Genomic DNA, 19445 nt, shown 5'->3' with positions numbered 1-19445 from the left:
TGGATAACGCGGTGTGCATCGCCTATGTGGCGGTCCGGGCGGTCCGGGCGGTCCGGGCGGTCCGGGCGGTCCGGGCGGTCCGGGCGGTCCGGGCGGTCGTGAGGGAGTCTTCATGTCGGAGTACGTCCAGGTGCAGGTCGCGGTGGACGAGCGCGCCACGGCCGCCGAGCTGGCCGCTTCGGCGGTGCGCACCCGGCTTGCCGCCTGCGTCCAGATAGTGGGGCCGGTCACCAGCGTCTTCCGGTGGAAGGGCGAGGTGGAGACGGCCGAGGAGTACCTGCTGCTCATCAAGACCACCCGGGAGCGCTCCGGCGAGCTGTCCGAGCACATCCGGCGGGCGCACCCCTACGAGACCCCCGAGATCATCCTTCTGCCCGTCGAGGGCGGCCTCCCGGCGTATCTGCGCTGGATCGACGAGGAGACCTCGCCGGAGCCGGAAGGTCAAGAACGGGCAACGGGCGGTTAAGGCGGCGGTCCGCCGGGGAAAGAGCAGTGGTAAGTGTGACGCGCGTTACCGGCGATACAAAGGAGAATATCTACCGATATATCCGCGCCATCGGTGTCGCGGGGGCAGTGCGATTCTTGACCCTCCCGTTGACAGTCGATCCATAGTGGATAAGCATGGGTCCGGTTTCTGTCCCTGCACGTGGTGCAAGCTGCACACAATGAGATGACATTTCCGGAAACATAAGTCAGCGACCCCCCGTCCTCCATATCCGTGACCATGCCGTCCCGCACCGTGGTCATGCGGTTCATCTCGATCGGCCCTGGCGCTGGTCGGTGTCAGCGCATGGTCGAGGCTGCCGGCCCGGTCCCCGATCCGGGAGCCCCCCACCCATGAGGATCAGCGAGAAATCCGACCGCGACGGCCGCGCGCCGTCGAACGCGGAGCGCCCGGGGTCGCCTGGCGCGCTGTCGGGGCCGGCCTCCCGCAAGCTCCCCGTGCCTCCCCGCGAACGCAAACCCGCACTCGCGGCCCTGGCGCTGCTCCTGGTCCTCGGCGGAGCGCTGGCCACCACGCTGCTGGTCATGCGCAGCGGCGACCGCGTCTCGGCCATCCAGATCAGCCGGCAGATCGGCCCCGGCCAGCCGATCGCCACCGACGCGATGGAAGAGGTCCAGATCGCCGACACCGGCGTCGCGTACGTCCCCTGGGTCTACCGCGACCAGGTCGCCGCGACCTTCGCCCGGGTCACGCTCCTGCCCGGCACCCTGCTGACCGAGCCGATGACCAGCAGGACGAGCGAGCAGGTCGGCCCCGGCAAGGTCGTCGTCGGCCTCGCCCTCAAGGCGGGGCAGGTCCCGCTCGGCCTGCGGGCGGGCGACCACGTCCAGGTGGTGTACGTCCCGGGGTCGGGCCGTGGCGCCGCGCAGAGCAAGGTGCTGGCCCCGAGCGCGCTGGTCGAGAGCGTCGGCGACAGCGAGCGCAGCGGCTCGGGCCTGGTGTCGGTCATCGTCGACGCCACGGTCTCCCCGACGATCGCCATGTACTCCTCCAGCGGCGAGATCGCCCTGGGCAAGCTCGCCGGAGCGGGCTGAGGTGGCCCTCATCGCGCTCGCCGCCGACAAGGGGGCGCCCGGCGTCACCACCGCCGCGACGGCGCTCGGCGCCGTCTGGCCGAGGCCGGTGCTGCTGGCCGAATGCGACCCCTCCGGCGGCGACCTGGTCTACCGCCTGCCCGGCGCGGACGGCTGCGTGCTGAACCCCTCGCGGGGCCTGCTCAGCCTCGGCGCGACCGCCCGCCGGGGCCTGCGCCCCGAGCAGGTGCACGAGCACACCCAGAAGCTCGTCGGCGGGCTCGACGTCCTGACCGGCCTCACCCACGGCGAGCAGGCCGCCGGGCTCACCTGGCTGTGGGGGCCGCTCGGCCGGGCCCTCGCCGCGCTGCCCGGCGCCGACGTCCTGGCCGACTGCGGCCGGCTCGGCGCCCACCCGCAGATGGCCGACCTCATCGCCGAGGCCGAGGTGACGCTGCTGTTCACCCGGCCGAGCCTGGACCACGTGGCCCACCTGCGCGAGCGGCTCATGCTCATCGGCGGGCAGATCGGCGTGGTGGTCATCTCCGATCCCCGTTCCTACCGCGCCTCCATCGACGAGGTGCGCCGCATCGTCGCCGCCACGAGCAGGGACGTCGCGTTCGTGGCGGGCCTGGCCTACGACCCCAAGGGCGCCGAACTGCTGCGGGGCCAGTGGGGCGGCCGCCTGGACCGCTCCCTGCTGATCCGCACGGCCCGCGAGCTCGCCGGCCGCCTGGCCGCCCGCGTCGCCCCCGTCCGCGCCGCCGACCCCCTCACCGACCTGCCCCGCCCGAGAACGGGGGACCGCGCATGAGCATCGACCACACGCTGGTCAAGCGGTTCCGGCAGGAGGTCGGCGACCGGCTGGCGCACCAGCGGCGGCTGGACCAGGCCAGCGGCCTGACCCCCATGTCCGGCGAGGACGAGCGCCAGTTCGCGCGGGCGCTGATCTCGCAGGTGCTCGAGGAGCACGCGCGCAACGAGATCGGCTCAGGACGCACCCCGCCGACGGCCGAGGAGGAGGAGGCCCTGGCGGCGGGCATCCACGCCGCGCTGTTCGGCGTGGGCCGGCTCCAGCCCCTGCTGGACGACCCCGAGGTCGAGAACATCGACGTCAACGGCTGCGACCGGGTGTTCGTCGGATACGCCGACGGCCAGGAGCTCGTCCACGACCCGGTGGCCGACTCCGACGAGGAGCTCGTCGAGCTGATCCAGATCCTCGCCGCCTACAGCGGCCTGTCGAGCCGCGCGTTCGACACCGCCAACCCGCAGCTCGACCTGCGCCTGCCCGACGGCTCCCGGCTGTCGGCCGTCATGGACGTCACCGTGCGGCCCGCGGTGTCGATCCGCCGCGCGCGGCTGGGCAAGGTCTTCCTCAGCGACCTGGTGGGCAACGGCACCCTGACCCCCGAGCTCGGCCGCTTCCTGTCGTCGGCCGTCGCGGCCAGGAAGAACATCATGATCGCCGGCTCGACGAATGCCGGGAAGACCACGCTGCTGCGGGCGCTGGCCAACGAGATCCCGCCGCACGAGCGCCTGATCACCGTCGAGCGCGCGCTGGAGCTCGGCCTCGACCAGTTCCCCGAGCTGCACCCCAACGTCGTGGCCTTCGAGCACCGCCTGCCCAACTCCGAGGGCCAGGGCGAGATCACGATGGCCGAGCTGGTGCGGCGCTCGCTCCGTATGAACCCGAGCCGGGTGATCGTCGGCGAGGTGCTGGGCGACGAGATCGTCACGATGCTGAACGCCATGACGCAGGGCAACGACGGGTCGCTGTCCACCATCCACGCCAACTCCTCGATGGAGGTCTTCAACCGCATCGCCACCTACGCGCTGCAGGCCGAGGAGCGCCTGCCGATCGAGGCGACGCACATGCTGATCGCCGGCGCCATCGACTTCGTGGTCTTCATCCAGAAGCGCAACGACTACCACCAGGGCGGCCGGCTGCGGCGGTACGTCGCGAGCGTCCGCGAGGTCGCCGGCGTGGACGGGCGGGTGCTGTCCTCGGAGGTCTTCGCTCCAGGGCCGGACGGGCACGCCGTCCCGCACGCGCCCATCGCCTGCGTCGACGACCTGGCCGAGCACGGCTACGACCCGACCATGGGAGCGTGGTCGTGATGCCGCTGCCGGCCGGGCTGTTCGACCCTCTGGCGGTCCTCGCGGGAGCGGCGGCCGGCGGCGGCCTGTTCCTGCTCGGCCTGGCCCTGTACGGGGTGCGCCCGGGCCCGGCGACACCCGACCGGAGGGCCCGGCGGCGCGAGCTGGTGCGCCGGCTGTCCACCCGCTCGGCGGTCGCGACCGTCACCGGCGCCCTGGTGCTGGTCGTCACCCGCTGGCCGGTCATGGCGGCGGGCGCGGTCCTGCTCGTGCTGGCCTGGCGCGGCCTGACCGGCGGGGCCGCCGAGGAACGCGCGGCCATGACCCGCCTGGAAGGGCTCGCGGCCTGGACCGAGTCGCTCAGGGACACCATCGCGGGCGCGGCCGGCCTGGAGCAGGCGATCCCGTCGTCGATCAGGGCCGCGGCGCCGACGCTGCGGCCCCACCTGCGGGCCATGGTCGACCGCCTGCACACCCGCATGCCGCTGCCCGACGCGCTTCGCATGTTCGCCGACGAGCTGGACGACCCCTCCGCCGACCTGGTCATCGCCGCCCTCATCCTCAACGCCAAACTGCGCGGCCCGGGCCTGCGCGAGGTGCTGGGCGCGCTGGCGGTCTCGGCGCGCGAGGAGCTCGACATGCGCCGCCGCGTCGAGGCCGAGCGCCGCTCGACGCGGCGCAGCGTCCAGATCGTCGTGGGCACGGCCGTCGCCTTCGCCGCCGCCCTGGTGATCTTCAACCCGTCCTACGTCGTGGAGTACGACTCGCTGCTCGGACAGGCCGTGCTGGTCGTCGTCGCGGGCCTGTTCGGCGCGGGCTTCGCGTGGATGCGGCGGCTCGCCCGGTTCGACAAGCCCGCCCGGCTCCTCGGGCCGGTCTCCGGCGCCCCGCTGGAACGCGAACCGGTGACGGGAGGGGTGGGCGTCCATGGTTGAGAACGTGCTCGCGGGAGCGGTGTTCGGCCTCGGGGTGTTCCTGCTCGTCCGGGCGCTGTTCCCGCCCCGGCCGGGGCTGGTCGCGCGGTTGCTCGCGCTCGACTCGGCCCGTGAGGTCGACGACGCGGCGCGGCTACGGCTGATCAACCCCGACGAGGAGGTCAGCGCCCTGCGCCGCGAGGTCGGCGTGCGGCTCGCGCAGCTGTACGCCGCGCGGGGCTGGGAGGTGCGCTCCACCCGCGCCGACCTGGCGCTGCTGGGCAAGTCGTTCGAGGGCTACCTGGCCACCAAGGTGCTGCTCGCGGTGTCCGGCCTGCTGGCGTTCCCGATCCTGGCCGGCTGGCTCACCCTGATGGAGGCGGGGGTCCCGCTCCAGGTGCCGCTGTGGGCGGCGCTGATCGTCGCCCTGGTCTTCTTCTTCCTCCCCGACCTGCAGATCCGCAGGGACGCCGCCGTCCGCCGCCGTGACTTCCGGCACGCCGTGGGCGCCTTCCTCGACCTGGTCGCCATGAACCTCGCGGGCGGCCGGGGCGTGCCGGAGGCGCTGCTGATGGCGGTGTCGGTCGGCGAGGGCGGCGACTCGCGCAACTGGGCGATGGCCCGCATCCGCGAGGCCCTGGCCAACGCCCGGATCATCGGCATCACCCCCTGGCAGGCGCTCGGCCGGCTCGGCGACGAGATCAACGTCGACGAGCTGCGCGACCTGTCGGCGGCGCTCGGCCTGGTCGCCGACGACGGCGCCAAGGTCCGGGCCTCGCTCACCGCCCGGGCCGCGACCATGCGCCGGCGCGAGCTGGCCGAGGTCGAGGGCCAGGCGGGGGAGCGTTCACAGTCCATGCTGGTCGCCCAGCTCCTGCTCTGCGCCGGCTTCGTGATCTTCCTGAGTTTTCCGGCAGCGATGAAGATGTTGGGGTCCTAGATGTTCACACCACCGTGGTTCACCTACCTGATCGCCGTACTCCACGTGCGTCTCGACCGAGCCAGGAACGCCCCCTCGCGCGGCGCCTCCGCCGTCGAATGGGTGATCATCACCGCCATCATCGCGGGCGTGGCCCTCGGCCTGGCCACGCTGATCAAAACGCTGGTCACGCAGAAGCAGGCCGAGATCCAGAGCAACTTCGGCGGCGGGGGTGGCGGTACCGGCGGAAAGCCGTGACCGCGCGCCCCGCGCCCGGCCAGGGCGCCACCGCGGCCGCCGCATCGCGCGGCGTCCCGGCGCCCGCCGGGCGGCGCGGGCGCGACCAGGGGTCGATGGCCGTCGAGACGGTGATGCTGGCTCCGGTCTTCCTGCTGTTCCTGCTGTTCCTGGTCGGCGCGGGACGCGTCGTCGAGGCGCAGGGCGAGGTCAACGGCGCCGCCAGGGACGCCGCCCGCGCCGCGTCCGTCCAGCGCACGCTGAACGCGGCCGAGGGCGCCGCCCGCGACGCCGCCCGCTCGGCGCTGGACGCGCAGTGCGCGCCGGCGGTGAGCCTCACCGGCAGCGACTGGCGCGAGGGCGGCACCGTGCGCGCGAGCGTCACCTGCGAGTTGAAGCTCGACTTCCTCGGGTTCGGCGTGGCCAGGCGGATGAAAGGCGACTCGGTGGTGCCCCTGGAGCAGTTCCGGAGGGTCGAATGACCGCCCGGCGGCCCTCGGAGGACCGCGGGTCCATGTCGGTGTTCGTGGTGATCTTCTCGGTGGTGGTCTTCCTGCTCGCCGGCCTGCTCGTGGACGGCGGCGCGGCGATCAACGCCCGGCTGCGGGCCTCCGACGTCGCCGAGCAGGCCGCGCGGGCGGCCGCCGACCAGATCGACGTGGAGAACCTGCGCGGCACCGGGCAGGTGCGCCTGCTCGGCGACGAGCGGGTCGTCTGCGGCCGGGCCCGCGAGATCGTCGACGCGCACGACGGCGACGACGTCAAGCTCACCCGGTGCGGCGTCGCCGCCGGGCAGGTCGCGGTGACCGTCGCGGTGAGCGCCCACTGGGACGCCACGTTCCTCGCGGCGTTCGGGTTCGCGGGCTCCGACATGTCCGGCACCGCCACCGCGGGCCCCGACCCCGGCGACCAGGAGGGATAGCATGACCGCGTCGCGCAGACCCCCCGCGCGCCCGCCGTACCGGGCGGCGCCGCCGGTGCAGCGCATCCGGCCGCGGCGGACCGCAGGCGACGTGATCGCCGGCATCGCGGCGCTCGCGGCGCTGGCCGCGCTCATGGGCGGCGTCCCCTACGCCCTGCTGCGCCTGACCGGCCCCCCGCTGCCCGCCGCCCTGCTCAACGGCGACCTGCTGACCCGGCAGATCAGCACCACCACGGCCGTCGCCATCCTGGTGCTGCTGGTGTGGCTCACCTGGTTCCAGCTCGTCATCTGCGTGATCGTGGAGGTCTACTCCGGGATCCGTCGCATCGGCATGCCCGCGCGCGTGCCGCTGTCGGGCGGGCCGCAGGCGCTGGCCAACCGGCTGGTCTCCACCGCGCTGATGCTGTTCACCGTGTCCGCCGTCGCGATCCCGATCGCCGGCATCGGCTCCGCGCCGCCGCCGGCCCGTCCCGCCGTGGTGGCCGCGGCCCTGACCGCGCCCATCCCCGAGGGCGGCTCCACGGCCGGGGTGATGAGCGGGTCCGCGCTGGAGGAGGTCCGCCAGGTCAAGAAGGTCTACGTGGTCCAGCCGCCGCACGGCCGCCACCACGAGAGCCTGTGGGAGATCGCCGACAAGTGCCTGGGGGACGGGCGCCGCTACCCCGAGATCTACCGGCTCAACCAGCACAAGCAGCAGCCGGACGGCAGCCGCCTGCAGATGGCCGACCTGATCCGGCCGGGCTGGGTGCTCGACATGCCGGACGACGCGCGGAACGTCCATGTCGTCCCGGTGGACGAGCGGCGGGAGACCACGCTCAAGAGGCACGCGGACGCGCCCGCCGAACTGGACGGCCGCACCCAGTTCCTGCCGTCCACCGCGGGCGAGGACGCGGCCGGGGACGACGCGCGGGGCAGCCGGAGCACCGGCGTGACCCAGCACTCCCGGCGCACCACCGGACCGGCGGAGCACGGCCGCGCGCCCTCCGCCACCGGCCACGAACAGGGCACGGCCGATCCGTCCGGCACCGGGACGCGCGGCCCGATCGCGACGACGGGGCCCGTGGCGACCGGCCGGCCGTCGGCGGCCGGCGATCCCACGGCGACGAGCCGGCCGTCGGTCACCGGCGGCCCGGAGGCCAAAGCCCCGGAGGCGAAGGTCCCGGAGGCGAAGGGCGATCCCGCGGCCACCAGCGGCCCCAAGGCGACGGACGCCGGCCGGGACGCGGACCGGGAGGGCGCCGGTGCCGACCGCGCCGGGCAGGCCGACCGCGCAGGGCAGGGCGGCCAGAGCGGCCAGGCGGGCGAGGAGAGCGGCCAGGGCGGCCAAAGCGGCCAGGACGGCCAGAGTGGGCAGGGTGACCGGGCGGGGCAGGGCGGTGACGGCGAGGGCGCCGGCGAGGTGGCGAAGCGGGGACGCACCGGCGTGGGCCTGCCGCCGGCCGGGCTCCCCGAACGCGCCTACCACCTGCCGCCCCCCTCCAAGGCGCCCTCCGTCTCGGCCAAGGCGCCGAGGGCCACCGTCTCGCCGGTGGCCGAGACGCCGGAGACCCGCGACCACGGCGGCGGCCTCGACCTGCTGGAGTACCTCGCCGGCGGGTCGCTGGCCGCGGCCGGGCTGCTCGTGGCGCTCGGCCGGCGCCGGCGCGAGCAGCTCTGGCACCGCGCCTTCGGCCACCGCATCCCCCGGCCGCGCGGCGACGCCGCCGGCGCGGAGGTCGCGCTGCGCCTCGGCTCCGACGCCCCCGGCAGCCGCATGCTGGACACCGGGCTGCGCCTGCTCGGCAAGCTGCTGGCCGAGCAGGGCCGCGTGCCGCCGACCATCTACGCCGTCCACCTGTCCGCCCGAGGGCTCGACCTGTGGATCCACCCGCCGGAGCAGGACGCGCCCGAGCCGTGGGAGTCGCACGACGGGGGACGCACCTGGCGGCTGCTCGCCCACGAAGGCCGCGCCATCGACGACCACGCCCTCGCGGACGTGCCCGCGCCGTACCCGGGCCTGGTCTCGCTCGGCGTGACCGAGACCGGCCGCGTGCTGATCGACCTGGAGGCCGCGCAAGGTGTGATCGCCGTCAGCGGGCACCGGGTGCGCGACGCGCTGTCCGCGCTCGCCGTCGAGCTGGCCACCAACCGCTGGTCCGACCAGATGCGCATCACGCTCGTGGGCTTCGGCGCCGACCTGGCGATGATCGCCCCCGACCGCGTCCGGGTCGCCGGCAGCCTGGCCGAGGCGCTGCCCGAACTGGAGGCTAGGGCCGAGGAGACGGCCGCCGCCGGCGGCCACGTGCTGACCGGCCGGGTCCAGGGACGCGCCGCCGACCCCGCCTGGCCCCCGCACTACCTGCTCTCGGCGATCGCGCCCGACCCGGAGGAGGCGCGCCGCCTGGCCATGCTCGGCCGCGCGGGCACCCGGATGGCCGCCGGGTACGTCATCGCCGGGGACTTCCCGCACGCCACGTGGACCTGGCAGGTCACCGACGACGGCAAGGCGAAGATAGCGGCGCTCGGCGTCACCGTGGCGGCCCAGTTACTGCCCCGCCGCCACTACGACGCGGTGATCGACCTGTTCCGCACCGCCGCGCGCAGCGACGGCGAGCCGGTGCGCGAGGAGGAGGCGCCCCGGGAGTTCACCACCACGCCCTCCATCAACGTGCGCATCCTCGGCCCGATCGAGATCGGGCCGTTGCCGCCGCTGGAGGAGGGCCGCGGCGAGCTGGCGTGCGAGATGATCGTGTACCTGGCCACCCATCCGGCCGGCGTGCATCCCGTCGTGCTCGGCGGCATCCTGTGGCCGCGCGGCGTGCAGGCCGTCGTCCGCGACGCGACGATCGCCCGGGTCGCCGACTGGCTGGGCACCGACAGCGAGGGCCGGCCGAACCTCCGCACCGACGACACCGGCCGGTTGCGGCTCGGCCCCGAGGTGCGCTCCGACTGGCAGCTGTTCCGGGAGCTGGTCCGCCGCTCCCACAACGACCCCGGCGCGCGCGCCGTGCTGCTGGACAAGGCGCTCGGCCTGGTCCGCGGCCCGCTCCTCAACGGCAGGCCGCGCGGGCGGTACGCCTGGCTGGCGGCCGACGAGCTGGAGTACGAGGTGATGGCCAGCGTGGCCGACGCCGCGCACCGGCTCTGCGAGGTCCGGCTGGCGCACGGAGACCCCGAGGCCGCCGTCGCCGCGGTGCGGGCCGGGCTGCTGCTGGCCGCCGATGACGAGGGGCTCTGGCGCGACCTGCTCCGGGCCGCCCACGCCACCGGCGACCCGCTCAAGCTGCGGGCCGTCGTGGACGGGTTGCACCGCCGCGCGTCCTCCCATCCCTACGGGGGCGGGATGGCCCCCGAGACCGAGGCGCTGATCGACGAACTGCTGCCGAGCTGGCGGCTGCACTCGATGCCGTCGGCCTGACGGCCGCCGGTCCAGATGATCCGACTAGCGCATGATCGCCCGTCCAGGTGAGGAGGCAGAGGTCACGGTGGTGGCTCGGACGACACGGGGCCTGAGAGACGCAGGCGACCCATGCCGGCGCGGCACGCCGGGGCTGTGGCCCGGCATGCTGGGGCGGGCCGGTACGCGGGCCCGCGCCGTCCTGGCCGCCGTCATCCTGGGCGGCGGCTGCCTGCTGGGCGCCGGTTGCGCCGAGCGCGGGCCCGAGCGCCCGTTCACCCCCGGCGGCGATCTCGCCTCCAGCGGCGCCCGCGCCGATCCGTCCGCCTCCGCCGCGGACGCCCCCGGCGCGCTGTCCACCCCGTGGGCGCAGACCGTCGAGGTCACCCCGGGCATGACCGTCTCCATCGAGTGGCCCGCCGGCCTCGACGCCGAACAGCAGGCCATGGTCAAGGCGTTCACCGACGGCTACGTCGCCTCGTGGAAGGCCGTCGTCAGCCAGGGCGAGGACGACGGCTACCTCGCCGGCGTCGAAGACCAGGCGAGCCGCGACGCCTACACCTGGGTGCGCGGCTTCGTGGACCGCCGCGAGTCCGCCACCGGGTCGGCCAAGCTGTACGCCGTCCGCGTGGCCTCGGTCACCGGTCGCGGCGCGGAGGTCGACGCCTGCGTCGACGAGTCCGGCGTCCGGGTGACCGACGCCGCCGGCGGGCGCCCCGTGGCCCGCCAGCCGGCCTGGACCCGCCCGCCCGCCGCCGTCTACCTGCAGGTCGCCGCCGTGCGCAAGGGCGACGACGGAGCGTTCCGGGTCCGGACCTACATGCACGCCTCCTACCCCCATCAGCGTGCGAAGGAGTGCCGCCGATGAGATCACTGCTGTCGTACGTCGTGGCCGCCACGATGGTCACCGCTCCCATGGCCGACCCCGGGGGGCCCATGGGCGAGGGGTACCAGAACGACCGCACGAGCGGCGTCGTCCTGCGCAACTCCAAGATCGTGCTGAGCGGCGACGGGCTCGGCGCCAAGAGCGACGGCTACCGCGTCAAACGGCCCTGCTGGTACGAGCCGGGCGACAACGCCGACACCATGCTGAACCGGCAGCAGGACCAGAGCACCCGTGAGTTCTGGTTCCACACCCACCCGGACGGCACCGAAGAGGACTTCAACGCCTTCGTCAAGCAGTACAAGGACAAGGTCGGCGAGAACGGCCGCTGGTGGGTGCCCGCGTACAACGCCGCCGACCCCGACGGGCTCTCCTGCTGGACGGGGCTCGAAGGGGCCGTGTGGGTGCCCGAAGGCGGCACCCCGCCGGGCGGGATCACCCTGGAGGAGCTCTACCAGCTCGCCCGGGCCGCGCTGACCGTCCCCGAACCGCAGATCAAGCTCAGCCCGGACGTCAAGAGCTACGTCAACCTGCCCACCTGGGTCTGGCTCGCGGGCGCCGGGCAGACCACGCGCTCGGTGACCGCGGAGATCCCCGGCGTCATGTCGGCCACGGTGACCGCCACCCTCGCCCGCGTCGAGATCAAGTCGGGCGCCCCCGCCGGGCGGGCGGAGGTGAAGGACGACTGCGGCCCGACCGGCCATCCCTACGTGAAGGGCGGCGCCTTCCGCTGCGGGGTGCGCTACCTGCGCGCCTCGGTCGACCAGCCGCGCAAGGTGTACGTCATGTCGGTGACCAGCGTCTGGCCGGTCACGGGCGGAGGCGACGTCGGCTTCGCCTTCCAGCCGGTCCAGGCGACGGCCACCCGGGACGTTCCCGTGGGCGAGGTCCAGACCACGGTCAGGGACGGCGCCGACGACTCCTGAACACGGCCCCCTGAACGCGGGTCTTGGGCACGGCCCTCATATGCGGGCCTTGAACGCGGGCCTTAAGCGCGGGCCTTGGACACGGACCTTGGGTGCGGTCGGGTTCGTCCGGAACGGGGTGGATCGTTCGGCTTACGCTCGGGCCGTGCCCTTGAGAGGGTGGACCGATGACGACACTGAACGGCCTGTTGCGGAGCTGCACCGGTGAGGGAACACTGCCGGGCGCGGTGGCCCTGGTGGCGCGCGGCGACGACGTCGAGGTCGAGGCCGTCGGCGCGGCCGACGTCCACGGCGCCTCCCCGGTGAGCAGAGACTCCATCTTCCGCATCGCCTCGATCGGCAAGCCGATCGTCGCGGCGGCGGTCATGACGCTGGTCGACGACGGCCGCATCGCGCTGGACGAACCGGTCGCGAAATGGCTGCCCGAGCTGGCCTCGCCGTCCGTGGTCCGGACGATGGACGCCCCCGTGGACGACGTGGTCCCGGCCGCCCGGCCGATCACCGTGGAGGACCTGCTCACCTTCCGCGCCGGGTACGGCTTCCCGTCCGACTTCTCGCTGCCGGTGCTCGCGCCGTTGTTCGCCGAGCTCAAGCAGGGCCCCCCGCAGCCGCAGATCGTCCCGGAGCAGGACGAGTGGATGGCGACGCTGGGCCGCATCCCGTTGTTGTGCCAGCCGGGGGACGCCTGGCTGTACAACACCTGTTCCGACATCCAGGGGGTGCTGATCGCCCGGGTCTCGGGCCAGCCGCTGCCCGAGTTCCTCGCCGAGCGGCTGTTCGAGCCGCTCGGCATGACCGACACCGGCTTCGAGGTGCCGGCCGCCGAACGCGACCGGTTCGTCCACTTCTACCGGCTCGGCCCGGAGGGCGGGCTGGACCTCGTCGACGCCCCCGACGGGCAGTGGAGCAGCATGCCCGCGTTCCCGTCCGGCGCCGGTGGGCTGGTCTCGACCGCCGATGACTGGCTGTCGTTCGGCCGGATGCTCCTCGCCGAGGGCACCGTCGGTGGACGCCGGGTGCTGTCGAGCGCGGCGGTGCGGCAGATGACCAGCGACCACCTGACCGCGTCGCAGCGTGAAGCCGGCAGGCTGTTCCTGGAGGGGCAGGGCTGGGGGTTCGGCGGCTCGGTCGACGTCGAGCCCATCGACCCGTGGAACGTCCCCGGCCGCTACGGCTGGGTCGGCGGCACCGGAACGGCGGCGCACATCATCCCCGCCACCGGTGCGGTCACCATCCTGCTCACCCAGGTGGAGCTGGCCGGTCCGACCCCGCCCTCGGTCATGCGCGCCTTCTGGAGCTGGGCCGCCGGCGCCTGACCTCCCGAGGCGGCCCGCGGAAGAGACCGTCCCGGACAACGGGCCGTCCCGGACCACGGGCCGTCCCGGACAACGGGCCGTCCCGGACAACGGGCCGTCCCGGACAACGGGCCGTCCCGGACAACGGGCCGTCCCGGACAACGAGCCGTCCCGGACCACGGGCGTCTGGAGAAACGAGCCATCGTGGGAGCGGATTCGTCGCGAAAACGGGTCGTCCAGGGAGGCGGGCGGCACGTAGCGTCGCCGGTATGAGACTGCTGTCGGTGAACGTCGGCAAGCCGAGACCCAACCCGTGGAAGAGCGCCGGGACGACCGGCATCGACAAGGGGCCCGTCGAAGGATCGGTGAGGGTGTCCGACCCCGGGCCGAAGGGCACCGGGGCCGTCGGCCTCGCCGGGGACCGGGTGTACGACCTCGCCCACCACGGCGGGTCCGACCAGGCCGTCTACGCCTACGCCCGCGAGGATCTCGACCGTTGGGAGCCTGAACTGGGCCGGCCGCTGGCGAACGGCGTCTTCGGGGAGAACCTCACCACCGCCGGCCTGGACGTCAACGGCGCCTTGATCGGCGAGCGGTGGCGCATCGGTTCCCAGGTGGTCCTGGAGGTGTCCTGCCCGCGGATCCCCTGCTCGACCTTCCAGGGGTGGCTGGCGCGCGAGAGGTGGATCGATCGGTTCACCGAGGCGGCGTCGCCCGGCGCGTACCTGCGGGTCGTCGAGCCCGGTGACATCAGGGCCGGCGACCAGATCGAGATCGTCCACCGGCCCGCCCATGACGTCACCGTCGCCGTCACCTTCCGCGCACTCACCCTGGAACCCGGCCTGCTGCCCCGCCTGACCACCGCCGAGGCGCTCCCCGACGGGATCAGGCAGCAGGCGCACCGTCGTACGGGGATATAGGCGGTGGCGGTCGCACGGGTCAGATGGCGCGCTCGTGCCTGAGCAGCCACTCCTTGACCGGGCTGCCGTAGTAGTAGCCGCCGAAACCGCCCACGGAGGGCAGCACCCGGTGGCACGGCACGAAGGGGGCGATGAGGTTCTGGGCGCAGGCCGATCCGGCGGCCCGCGCGGCCGTCCTCGGCAGCCCGGCGCGCTCGGCCAGTTCGGCGTAGCTCACGGTCGTGCCCGCCGGGACCGCGCGCAGCGCCGCCAGCAGGCGCTGCCTGGTCGGCGTGCCCGGCTGGTCCACCTCCACGGCGTCCAGGGCGAACAGGTCGCCTTCCAGGTAGTCCCGGACGGCCTGGGCGGGCTTGCCCAGGTCCTCGACGGCCTGGAGCGACAGCGCCCTGAGCGCGGCGGGCAGGCGATCGAACATCCGCGTCGGGTCGGTGGTGAACCCGGCCGCGACCAGCACGCCGTCATGAACGAGCAGCGACAGCGGCCCCGCCGGCGTGGCCAGAACCTGGGCGTCAACGGTCGATGTCATGAGATCTCCTTGCATGCGCGAATGCGTTAACTGATAGGCCGGGATGACGCTTAGTTCGAATCAGTGCGGGGGGTCGGCGGCATGGGATCACTCCGAGCTCCAGAGGTGCATGGCGGCGTAGGCGCGCCAGGGGCGCCAGCGTTCGACGTCGTCCTCGGCGATGTCCAGCGCGCGCATGGCCCGTCGCAGGCCGAGATCGCCATCCGGCCAGGCGTCCGGGTCGCGCAGCGCCCGCATCACGATGTAGCCGGTGGTCCAGGGGCCGATGCCGGGGATCTCCATCAGGCGCGCCGCCGTCTCGGCAGGGTCGGCGCCCGCGTCCAGGTCCAGCTCGCCGGCGGCGGTCTTCTCGGCGAGCGCCTTCAGCGTCGCGACCCGGCGGCCGGTGAGCCCGAGCCCGGACAGGTCGGCCTCCGCCAGCCGCTCGGCGGTGGGGAACAGCAGGAACGGCCCGTCGGCTCCGGCCCCGCCGGCGGACGGGGTGGACCACTGGGTCGCGTCGGCGGGCGGGGTTGACCGCGTGGTCATGTCAGTGGGCGGGGTGGACCGCTCGGTCGCGTCAGTGGGCGGGGTAGGTCTGGCGATACCGCCGCCGGGCGGGGTCGGTCTGGCGGGGGTGCCGGCGCGGGCGACGATGCGGCCGAGCAGGGTCCTGGCGCCGGCCACGGAGACCTGCTGGCCCACCACGGCGCGCACAGCCAGCTCGAAGCCGTCGAAGGCGCCCGGCACCCGGAGCCCGGGCCGCGTGGCGACCAGCGCCCGCAGCGTGGTCGCGCCCAGCGCGTCGGCGATCGCGACCGGGTCGGCGTCCAGATCCAGCAGGCGGCGGCAGCGCGAGACGATCTTGGCCAGGTGGCGGGTGTCGTCCAGGGTCACCGACAGCTTGACGTGCCCGTCCGCCGGGGTGAGCGTGATCGACCCTCCGGTGACGGCGCGCCGGTAGCCACTCGGGCTCGCCTCCTCCATCCCAGGGATCGCGCGCGCGGCCAGGAAGCCCAGCAGCGTCGCCGCGTCGTAGGGAGCCCTGTGGTTCAGCCGCAGCGTGAGCGCGGCCGGAGGCTCCGCGGCGGTGGCGAGCCGGACGCCCTGAGCGTCACCGAGCCGGGCGTCCTGGGCATCACCGGGCCGGGCGCCCTGGGCATCACCGGGCCGGGTGCTCTGAGCATCACGATCGGCGGCCGGGCCGGCGCTGTGCCGCGTCTCAGGGGCCGCGTGGCCGGCGGCCCGTGGCGCCGGGGCTCTGCGGGCGGCGGCGAGGGGACCGTTCGACGTGCGCAGCTCACTCGGGGCGAAGCCGTACGCCTCCTTCATCGTCGCGTTGAACTGGCGCACGCTGCCGAACCCGGCGGCGAAGGCGACATCGGTGATCGGGAGCGCGGTCTCCGTCAGCAACTGCTTGGCCAGCAGCAGCCTCCGCGTCCGCGCCACCGCGAGGGGACCGGCGCCGAGCCGGGCGGTGAACAGGCGCAGCAGATGGCGCTCGGTCACGTGCAACCGCTGTGCCAGCCCGGCCACGCCGTACTCGTCGGCCACCCCGTCGTCGATCAGCCGCAGGGCCCGGCCCACGAGGTCAGCGGCGACGTCCCAGCCGGGGTCGCCGGGGCTGAGCTCGGGCCGGCAGCGGCGGCACGGGCGGAACCCGGCCGCCTCGGCCGCGGCGGCGTGCCGGTAGAAGCGGACGTTGCGCCTGGCGGGGGTGCGGGCCGGGCAGATGGGGCGGCAGTAGATGCCGGTCGAGGTGACGGCCGTGTAGAACCGCCCGTCGAACCGCATGTCCCGGGCGCTCGCCGCCCGGTAACAGGAGTCGAAGTCGAGGGTCTGGTGTGGAGTCACAGATCGAGGCTATGCCCTGCTCAGCCCCGGCGACCGGCGGAATTCGGACGCCGCTGTGACCACCCGGCGCCACGCTTCCCGGCCCGCCCACCGCGCGATGGCGCCGGCCCTCGTCGCACCACTTCCCGCCGCCGCGGCGCCGGTCGATCGGCCGTCCGACGGTGAGGATGAGGCGTGGGCATGCGGTACACCGATCCTCGGTGGCGCTCGGGGGATGGGGGTTATTTGGTGGAGATGCCGACGCCGAGGTCGAATTCTCGGTAGACGCGGGCCCAGAAGCCGTCGCGGAGCCAGACGCGGGCCTCGGGGTAGGGGCGCAGTGAGTGGCCCAGCTCCTTTTCGGCCTCGATGAGCAGCTCGGTGTCGATGACGGTCGGCAGGAGCGGTCCAGGGAGCAGGTCGCGGATGTTGTCGCGGCCCCGGGTGAGGATCCACTTCTGCGCGACGTGCTCGCCGACCTCCTCGACCCTCGGCCGGCTGGGGCCGAGCTTGGTGACCTGACCGGGCTGTTTGACGACGGGCTTGGCCATGGCGGTGCGCCCGGCGAACACCTGGGCGGGCGAGGGCGGTGACGGCGCGGCCGGCACGACCTGGGCGGAGCGGCTGAAGTACGGGCGCAGGAAGTCGGCGGTGAGCTCCTCCACGGTGTCGGACTCCCAGACCAGGCGCTCGGCCTGGTTGGTGCCGTAGGGCGGCTCCACCCCCCACAGGTGGATGCGCACGCCGAACGTCTGGGCGGCCTCGACGGCGGGCACCATGTCCTCGTCCCCGGCGATGAGCACGGTGTCGCTGACGGCGTGGTGGCGGGCGAGGGCTTCGAGGTCGCTGCGGATCTGGGCGTCGACGCCCTTCTGCTGGCCGCGGGCGTTGAGGTTCCCGAGGCGCACCTTGACCCAGGGCAGCTGGGCGATCACGCGCTGGTCGACGGTGGGCACCCGGTCGCGGGCGGCGTCGTACCAGTAGACCCGCAGCAGCTCGCCGGGGATGCGCTCCATCGCGTGCTTCTTGAGGGCCTGGATGAGCTCGTCCGCGGCGACGCGGTATTCCTTGCGCTCCTTGGCCCCCAGGATGACCTCGCCCGCCGCAGCGTAGAGATAGCCGACGTCCACGAGGACGGCGTATTTCGCCGCCACGGGATGCGGTGTGAGGTCCGGGATTGCCATGCTCTCCTCCAGGCCTCGGTCCTAGGCGATGATCGGCTGACTATATTCCCCCATTTCTAGATAGTCCCAACTCTCAGCGCGCTTGACACCCACTTCCAAAGATCTAATGAGGCCGTGAGCTCGCCCGCCACGCTCCTGGCCCGGTGGGGAAGACTCTTCTCATCTGATGTGCTGGGTTACGCCATAGTTCGCGGCTTCGGACGGGTTGGGCCGGTTTCGCGGTTCTTGTGGCGACGGCGATGACCAGCGCGGCCACCTCCTCCGGAGTGGCGCCGCCGTGAACGATCCTCAGATAGGGCTGATCCATGGCCGCCTCCTACAGGGGGATGTTGCCGTGCTTTTTCGGCGGCAGGGCCTGGCGCTTGTTGCGCAGCGCGCGCAGCGCCCTGACGACGCGCACCCGGGTGTCCGACGGCCGGATCACCGCGTCGACGTACCCGCGCTCGGCCGCTAGGTAGGGGTTGGCGAGCGTGTCCTCGTACTGGGTGATCAGACGCGTCCGCTCGGTCTCGGGGTCCTCGGCCGTGGCCAGCTCGCGCCGGTAGAGGATGTTCACCGCTCCCTGGGCGCCCATGACCGCGATCTGCGCGGTGGGCCAGGCCAGGTTGATGTCGGCCCCGAGGTGCTTGGAGCCCATGACGTCGTACGCGCCGCCGTACGCCTTGCGGGTGATCACCGTCACGAGCGGCACGGTCGCCTCGGCGTAGGCGTACAGCAGCTTGGCGCCCCGTCGGATGATCCCGTTCCATTCCTGGTCCGTACCCGGAAGGAAGCCCGGTACATCGACAAAAGTCAGTACAGGGATATTAAAAGCATCGCAAGTACGGACGAAGCGTGCGGCCTTTTCCGAGGCGGCGATGTCCAGCGTGCCGGCGAAGTTCATCGGCTGGTTGGCCACCACCCCCACCGGCTGCCCTTCGACCCGCCCGAACCCGACCACGATGTTCGGCGCGAACGCGGCGTGGACCTCCAGGAACTCACCCTCGTCCAGCACGTGCTCGATCACCTGGTGCATGTCGTACGGCTGGTTCGCCGAGTCGGGGATCAGCGTGTCGAGCTCGCGGTCGGCGTCGGTGACCGTCAGGTCGGCGGGGGAGTCGAACACCGGGGCCTCGTCCATGTTGTTGGACGGCAGGTACGACAGGAGCGCCCGGGCGAACTCCAGGCAGTCGTTCTCGTCGGCCGCCTCGTAGTGGGCGACACCCGACCTGGAGTTGTGGGTGCGCGCCCCGCCGAGCTCCTCGAAGGTGACCTCCTCGCCGGTGACCGTCTTGATGACGTCCGGCCCGGTGATGAACATGTGGGACTTTTCCCGCACCATGAGCACGAAGTCGGTCAGCGCCGGGGAGTACACCGCGCCGCCCGCGCAGGGCCCCATGATGAGCGAGATCTGCGGGATCACCCCGGAGGCGTGCACGTTGCGCTTGAAGATCTCGGCGTACAGGCCGAGCGAGACCACGCCCTCCTGGATGCGGGCGCCGCCGGAGTCGTTGATGCCGACGATCGGGCAGCCGGTCTTCAGCGCGTGGTCCATGACCTTGACGATCTTCTCGCCGAAGACCTCGCCGAGCGACCCGCCGAACACCGTGAAGTCCTGGGCGAACACCGCCACGGGACGGCCCGCGACGGTGCCGTACCCGGTCACCACCCCGTCGCCGTACGGGCGCTCGCCCGCCATGTCGAAGGCCGTGGCCCGATGGCGGGCCAGCTCGTCGAACTCCACGAACGAGCCCTCGTCGAGGAAGGCGACCAGCCGCTCGCGCGCCGTCATCTTGCCCTTGGCGTGCTGCCTCTCCACGGCCCGGGCGGACCCGGCGTTGGCGGCCTCGTGCAGGCGCCGCTCCAGGTCGGCGATCTTTCCCGCGGTGGTGTGCGGGTCAACTCCATCGACGTGCGGAACCGGGTCAGCGCTCATG

The 19445-nt window shown here is 73.4% G+C and carries 19 protein-coding genes; 14 read left to right on the top strand and 5 right to left on the bottom strand.

All coding sequences use genetic code 11. The features are described from left to right. The first annotated feature begins 112 nt into the window (after positions 1 to 112). The 14 genes from cutA to ACFQSB_RS09740 all read left to right on the top strand — a co-directional run bounded on the left by cutA (position 113) and on the right by ACFQSB_RS09740 (position 14007). Entirely contained in the window at positions 113 to 466 is a 354-nt protein-coding gene (cutA, locus tag ACFQSB_RS09805) for a divalent-cation tolerance protein CutA (RefSeq protein ID WP_380825753.1), read from the top strand. 371 nt (positions 467 to 837) lie between these two features. Next, a complete protein-coding gene (locus ACFQSB_RS09800; protein ID WP_354837261.1) occupies positions 838 to 1539 on the top strand; it encodes a hypothetical protein in 702 nt (233 codons plus the stop codon). A 1-nt stretch (position 1540) separates the two neighbouring features. Continuing rightward, positions 1541 to 2332, top strand: coding sequence for a hypothetical protein (locus ACFQSB_RS09795; protein ID WP_380825752.1), 792 nt, complete (start codon positions 1541 to 1543; stop codon positions 2330 to 2332). Next, on the top strand, positions 2329 to 3636 hold the full coding sequence (locus ACFQSB_RS09790) for a CpaF family protein (RefSeq protein ID WP_380825751.1): 1308 nt from the start codon (positions 2329 to 2331) through the stop codon (positions 3634 to 3636). Before ACFQSB_RS09795 ends, ACFQSB_RS09790 begins: the two co-directional genes overlap by 4 nt. Next, entirely contained in the window at positions 3636 to 4550 is a 915-nt protein-coding gene (locus ACFQSB_RS09785; protein ID WP_380825959.1) for a type II secretion system F family protein, read from the top strand. Before ACFQSB_RS09790 ends, ACFQSB_RS09785 begins: the two co-directional genes overlap by 1 nt. Beyond that, the gene (locus ACFQSB_RS09780; RefSeq protein ID WP_354837255.1) at positions 4543 to 5469 is read left to right on the top strand and encodes a type II secretion system F family protein; all 927 of its coding nucleotides are present in this window, start codon (positions 4543 to 4545) and stop codon (positions 5467 to 5469) included. The genes ACFQSB_RS09785 and ACFQSB_RS09780 overlap by 8 nt, the downstream gene beginning before the upstream one ends. Further along, complete coding sequence (locus ACFQSB_RS09775; protein ID WP_354837253.1) at positions 5470 to 5706, top strand: hypothetical protein; 237 nt, start codon at positions 5470 to 5472, stop codon at positions 5704 to 5706. After that, positions 5703 to 6167, top strand: a complete 465-nt coding sequence (locus ACFQSB_RS09770) for a TadE/TadG family type IV pilus assembly protein (RefSeq protein WP_380825750.1) — start codon at positions 5703 to 5705, stop codon at positions 6165 to 6167. Before ACFQSB_RS09775 ends, ACFQSB_RS09770 begins: the two co-directional genes overlap by 4 nt. After that, positions 6164 to 6607, top strand: a complete 444-nt coding sequence (locus ACFQSB_RS09765) for a pilus assembly protein TadG-related protein (RefSeq protein ID WP_380825748.1) — start codon at positions 6164 to 6166, stop codon at positions 6605 to 6607. Before ACFQSB_RS09770 ends, ACFQSB_RS09765 begins: the two co-directional genes overlap by 4 nt. Position 6608: 1 nt before the next feature. After that, entirely contained in the window at positions 6609 to 10004 is a 3396-nt protein-coding gene (locus ACFQSB_RS09760; RefSeq protein WP_380825747.1) for a BTAD domain-containing putative transcriptional regulator, read from the top strand. Between the two features lie 145 nt (positions 10005 to 10149). Then, positions 10150 to 10851, top strand: a complete 702-nt coding sequence (locus ACFQSB_RS09755) for a hypothetical protein (protein ID WP_380825746.1) — start codon at positions 10150 to 10152, stop codon at positions 10849 to 10851. Continuing rightward, entirely contained in the window at positions 10848 to 11792 is a 945-nt protein-coding gene (locus ACFQSB_RS09750; RefSeq protein ID WP_380825744.1) for a hypothetical protein, read from the top strand. The genes ACFQSB_RS09755 and ACFQSB_RS09750 overlap by 4 nt, the downstream gene beginning before the upstream one ends. 167 nt (positions 11793 to 11959) lie before the next feature. Next, complete coding sequence (locus ACFQSB_RS09745; RefSeq protein ID WP_380825743.1) at positions 11960 to 13108, top strand: serine hydrolase domain-containing protein; 1149 nt, start codon at positions 11960 to 11962, stop codon at positions 13106 to 13108. A gap of 248 nt (positions 13109 to 13356) precedes the next feature. Then, a complete protein-coding gene (locus ACFQSB_RS09740) occupies positions 13357 to 14007 on the top strand; it encodes an MOSC domain-containing protein (protein ID WP_380825740.1) in 651 nt (216 codons plus the stop codon). 19 nt (positions 14008 to 14026) lie between these two features. Here ACFQSB_RS09740 and ACFQSB_RS09735 read toward each other — a convergent pair whose 3' ends face one another. The 5 genes from ACFQSB_RS09735 to ACFQSB_RS09715 all read right to left on the bottom strand — a co-directional run bounded on the left by ACFQSB_RS09735 (position 14027) and on the right by ACFQSB_RS09715 (position 19444). After that, complete coding sequence (locus tag ACFQSB_RS09735) at positions 14027 to 14533, bottom strand: methylated-DNA--[protein]-cysteine S-methyltransferase (protein WP_380825739.1); 507 nt, start codon at positions 14531 to 14533, stop codon at positions 14027 to 14029. An 87-nt stretch (positions 14534 to 14620) separates the two neighbouring features. Next, positions 14621 to 16366, bottom strand: a complete 1746-nt coding sequence (locus ACFQSB_RS09730; RefSeq protein ID WP_380825737.1) for a DNA-3-methyladenine glycosylase 2 family protein — start codon at positions 16364 to 16366, stop codon at positions 14621 to 14623. A 221-nt stretch (positions 16367 to 16587) separates the two neighbouring features. Then, positions 16588 to 17529, bottom strand: coding sequence for an NYN domain-containing protein (locus ACFQSB_RS09725; protein WP_354837233.1), 942 nt, complete (start codon positions 17527 to 17529; stop codon positions 16588 to 16590). Between the two features lie 103 nt (positions 17530 to 17632). Next, positions 17633 to 17836 (bottom strand): acyl-CoA carboxylase subunit epsilon, encoded by a 204-nt coding sequence (locus tag ACFQSB_RS09720; RefSeq protein ID WP_354837231.1) that lies wholly within the window; start codon positions 17834 to 17836, stop codon positions 17633 to 17635. A gap of 9 nt (positions 17837 to 17845) precedes the next feature. After that, a complete protein-coding gene (locus ACFQSB_RS09715) occupies positions 17846 to 19444 on the bottom strand; it encodes an acyl-CoA carboxylase subunit beta (protein WP_380825735.1) in 1599 nt (532 codons plus the stop codon). Between the last annotated feature and the right edge of the window lies 1 nt (position 19445).

Source organism: Sphaerisporangium rhizosphaerae (assembly GCF_042665155.1).
GTDB classification, from domain to species: domain Bacteria; phylum Actinomycetota; class Actinomycetes; order Streptosporangiales; family Streptosporangiaceae; genus Sphaerisporangium; species Sphaerisporangium rhizosphaerae.
The sequence above is the reverse complement of the archived record's forward strand: the minus strand, read 5'-3'. Positions and strand labels throughout refer to the sequence as shown.

Coding starts and splice junctions, on each gene's coding strand:
- cutA (WP_380825753.1), top strand. CDS start 113: ATGTCGGAGTACGTCCAGGTGCAGGTCGCGGTGGACGAGCGCGCCACG.
- ACFQSB_RS09800 (WP_354837261.1), top strand. CDS start 838: ATGAGGATCAGCGAGAAATCCGACCGCGACGGCCGCGCGCCGTCGAAC.
- ACFQSB_RS09790 (WP_380825751.1), top strand. CDS start 2,329: ATGAGCATCGACCACACGCTGGTCAAGCGGTTCCGGCAGGAGGTCGGC.
- ACFQSB_RS09785 (WP_380825959.1), top strand. CDS start 3,636: ATGCCGCTGCCGGCCGGGCTGTTCGACCCTCTGGCGGTCCTCGCGGGA.
- ACFQSB_RS09780 (WP_354837255.1), top strand. CDS start 4,543: ATGGTTGAGAACGTGCTCGCGGGAGCGGTGTTCGGCCTCGGGGTGTTC.
- ACFQSB_RS09775 (WP_354837253.1), top strand. CDS start 5,470: ATGTTCACACCACCGTGGTTCACCTACCTGATCGCCGTACTCCACGTG.
- ACFQSB_RS09765 (WP_380825748.1), top strand. CDS start 6,164: ATGACCGCCCGGCGGCCCTCGGAGGACCGCGGGTCCATGTCGGTGTTC.
- ACFQSB_RS09760 (WP_380825747.1), top strand. CDS start 6,609: ATGACCGCGTCGCGCAGACCCCCCGCGCGCCCGCCGTACCGGGCGGCG.
- ACFQSB_RS09755 (WP_380825746.1), top strand. CDS start 10,150: ATGCTGGGGCGGGCCGGTACGCGGGCCCGCGCCGTCCTGGCCGCCGTC.
- ACFQSB_RS09750 (WP_380825744.1), top strand. CDS start 10,848: ATGAGATCACTGCTGTCGTACGTCGTGGCCGCCACGATGGTCACCGCT.
- ACFQSB_RS09745 (WP_380825743.1), top strand. CDS start 11,960: ATGACGACACTGAACGGCCTGTTGCGGAGCTGCACCGGTGAGGGAACA.
- ACFQSB_RS09740 (WP_380825740.1), top strand. CDS start 13,357: ATGAGACTGCTGTCGGTGAACGTCGGCAAGCCGAGACCCAACCCGTGG.
- ACFQSB_RS09735 (WP_380825739.1), bottom strand. CDS start 14,533: ATGACATCGACCGTTGACGCCCAGGTTCTGGCCACGCCGGCGGGGCCG.
- ACFQSB_RS09725 (WP_354837233.1), bottom strand. CDS start 17,529: ATGGCAATCCCGGACCTCACACCGCATCCCGTGGCGGCGAAATACGCC.
- ACFQSB_RS09720 (WP_354837231.1), bottom strand. CDS start 17,836: ATGGATCAGCCCTATCTGAGGATCGTTCACGGCGGCGCCACTCCGGAG.
- ACFQSB_RS09715 (WP_380825735.1), bottom strand. CDS start 19,444: ATGAGCGCTGACCCGGTTCCGCACGTCGATGGAGTTGACCCGCACACC.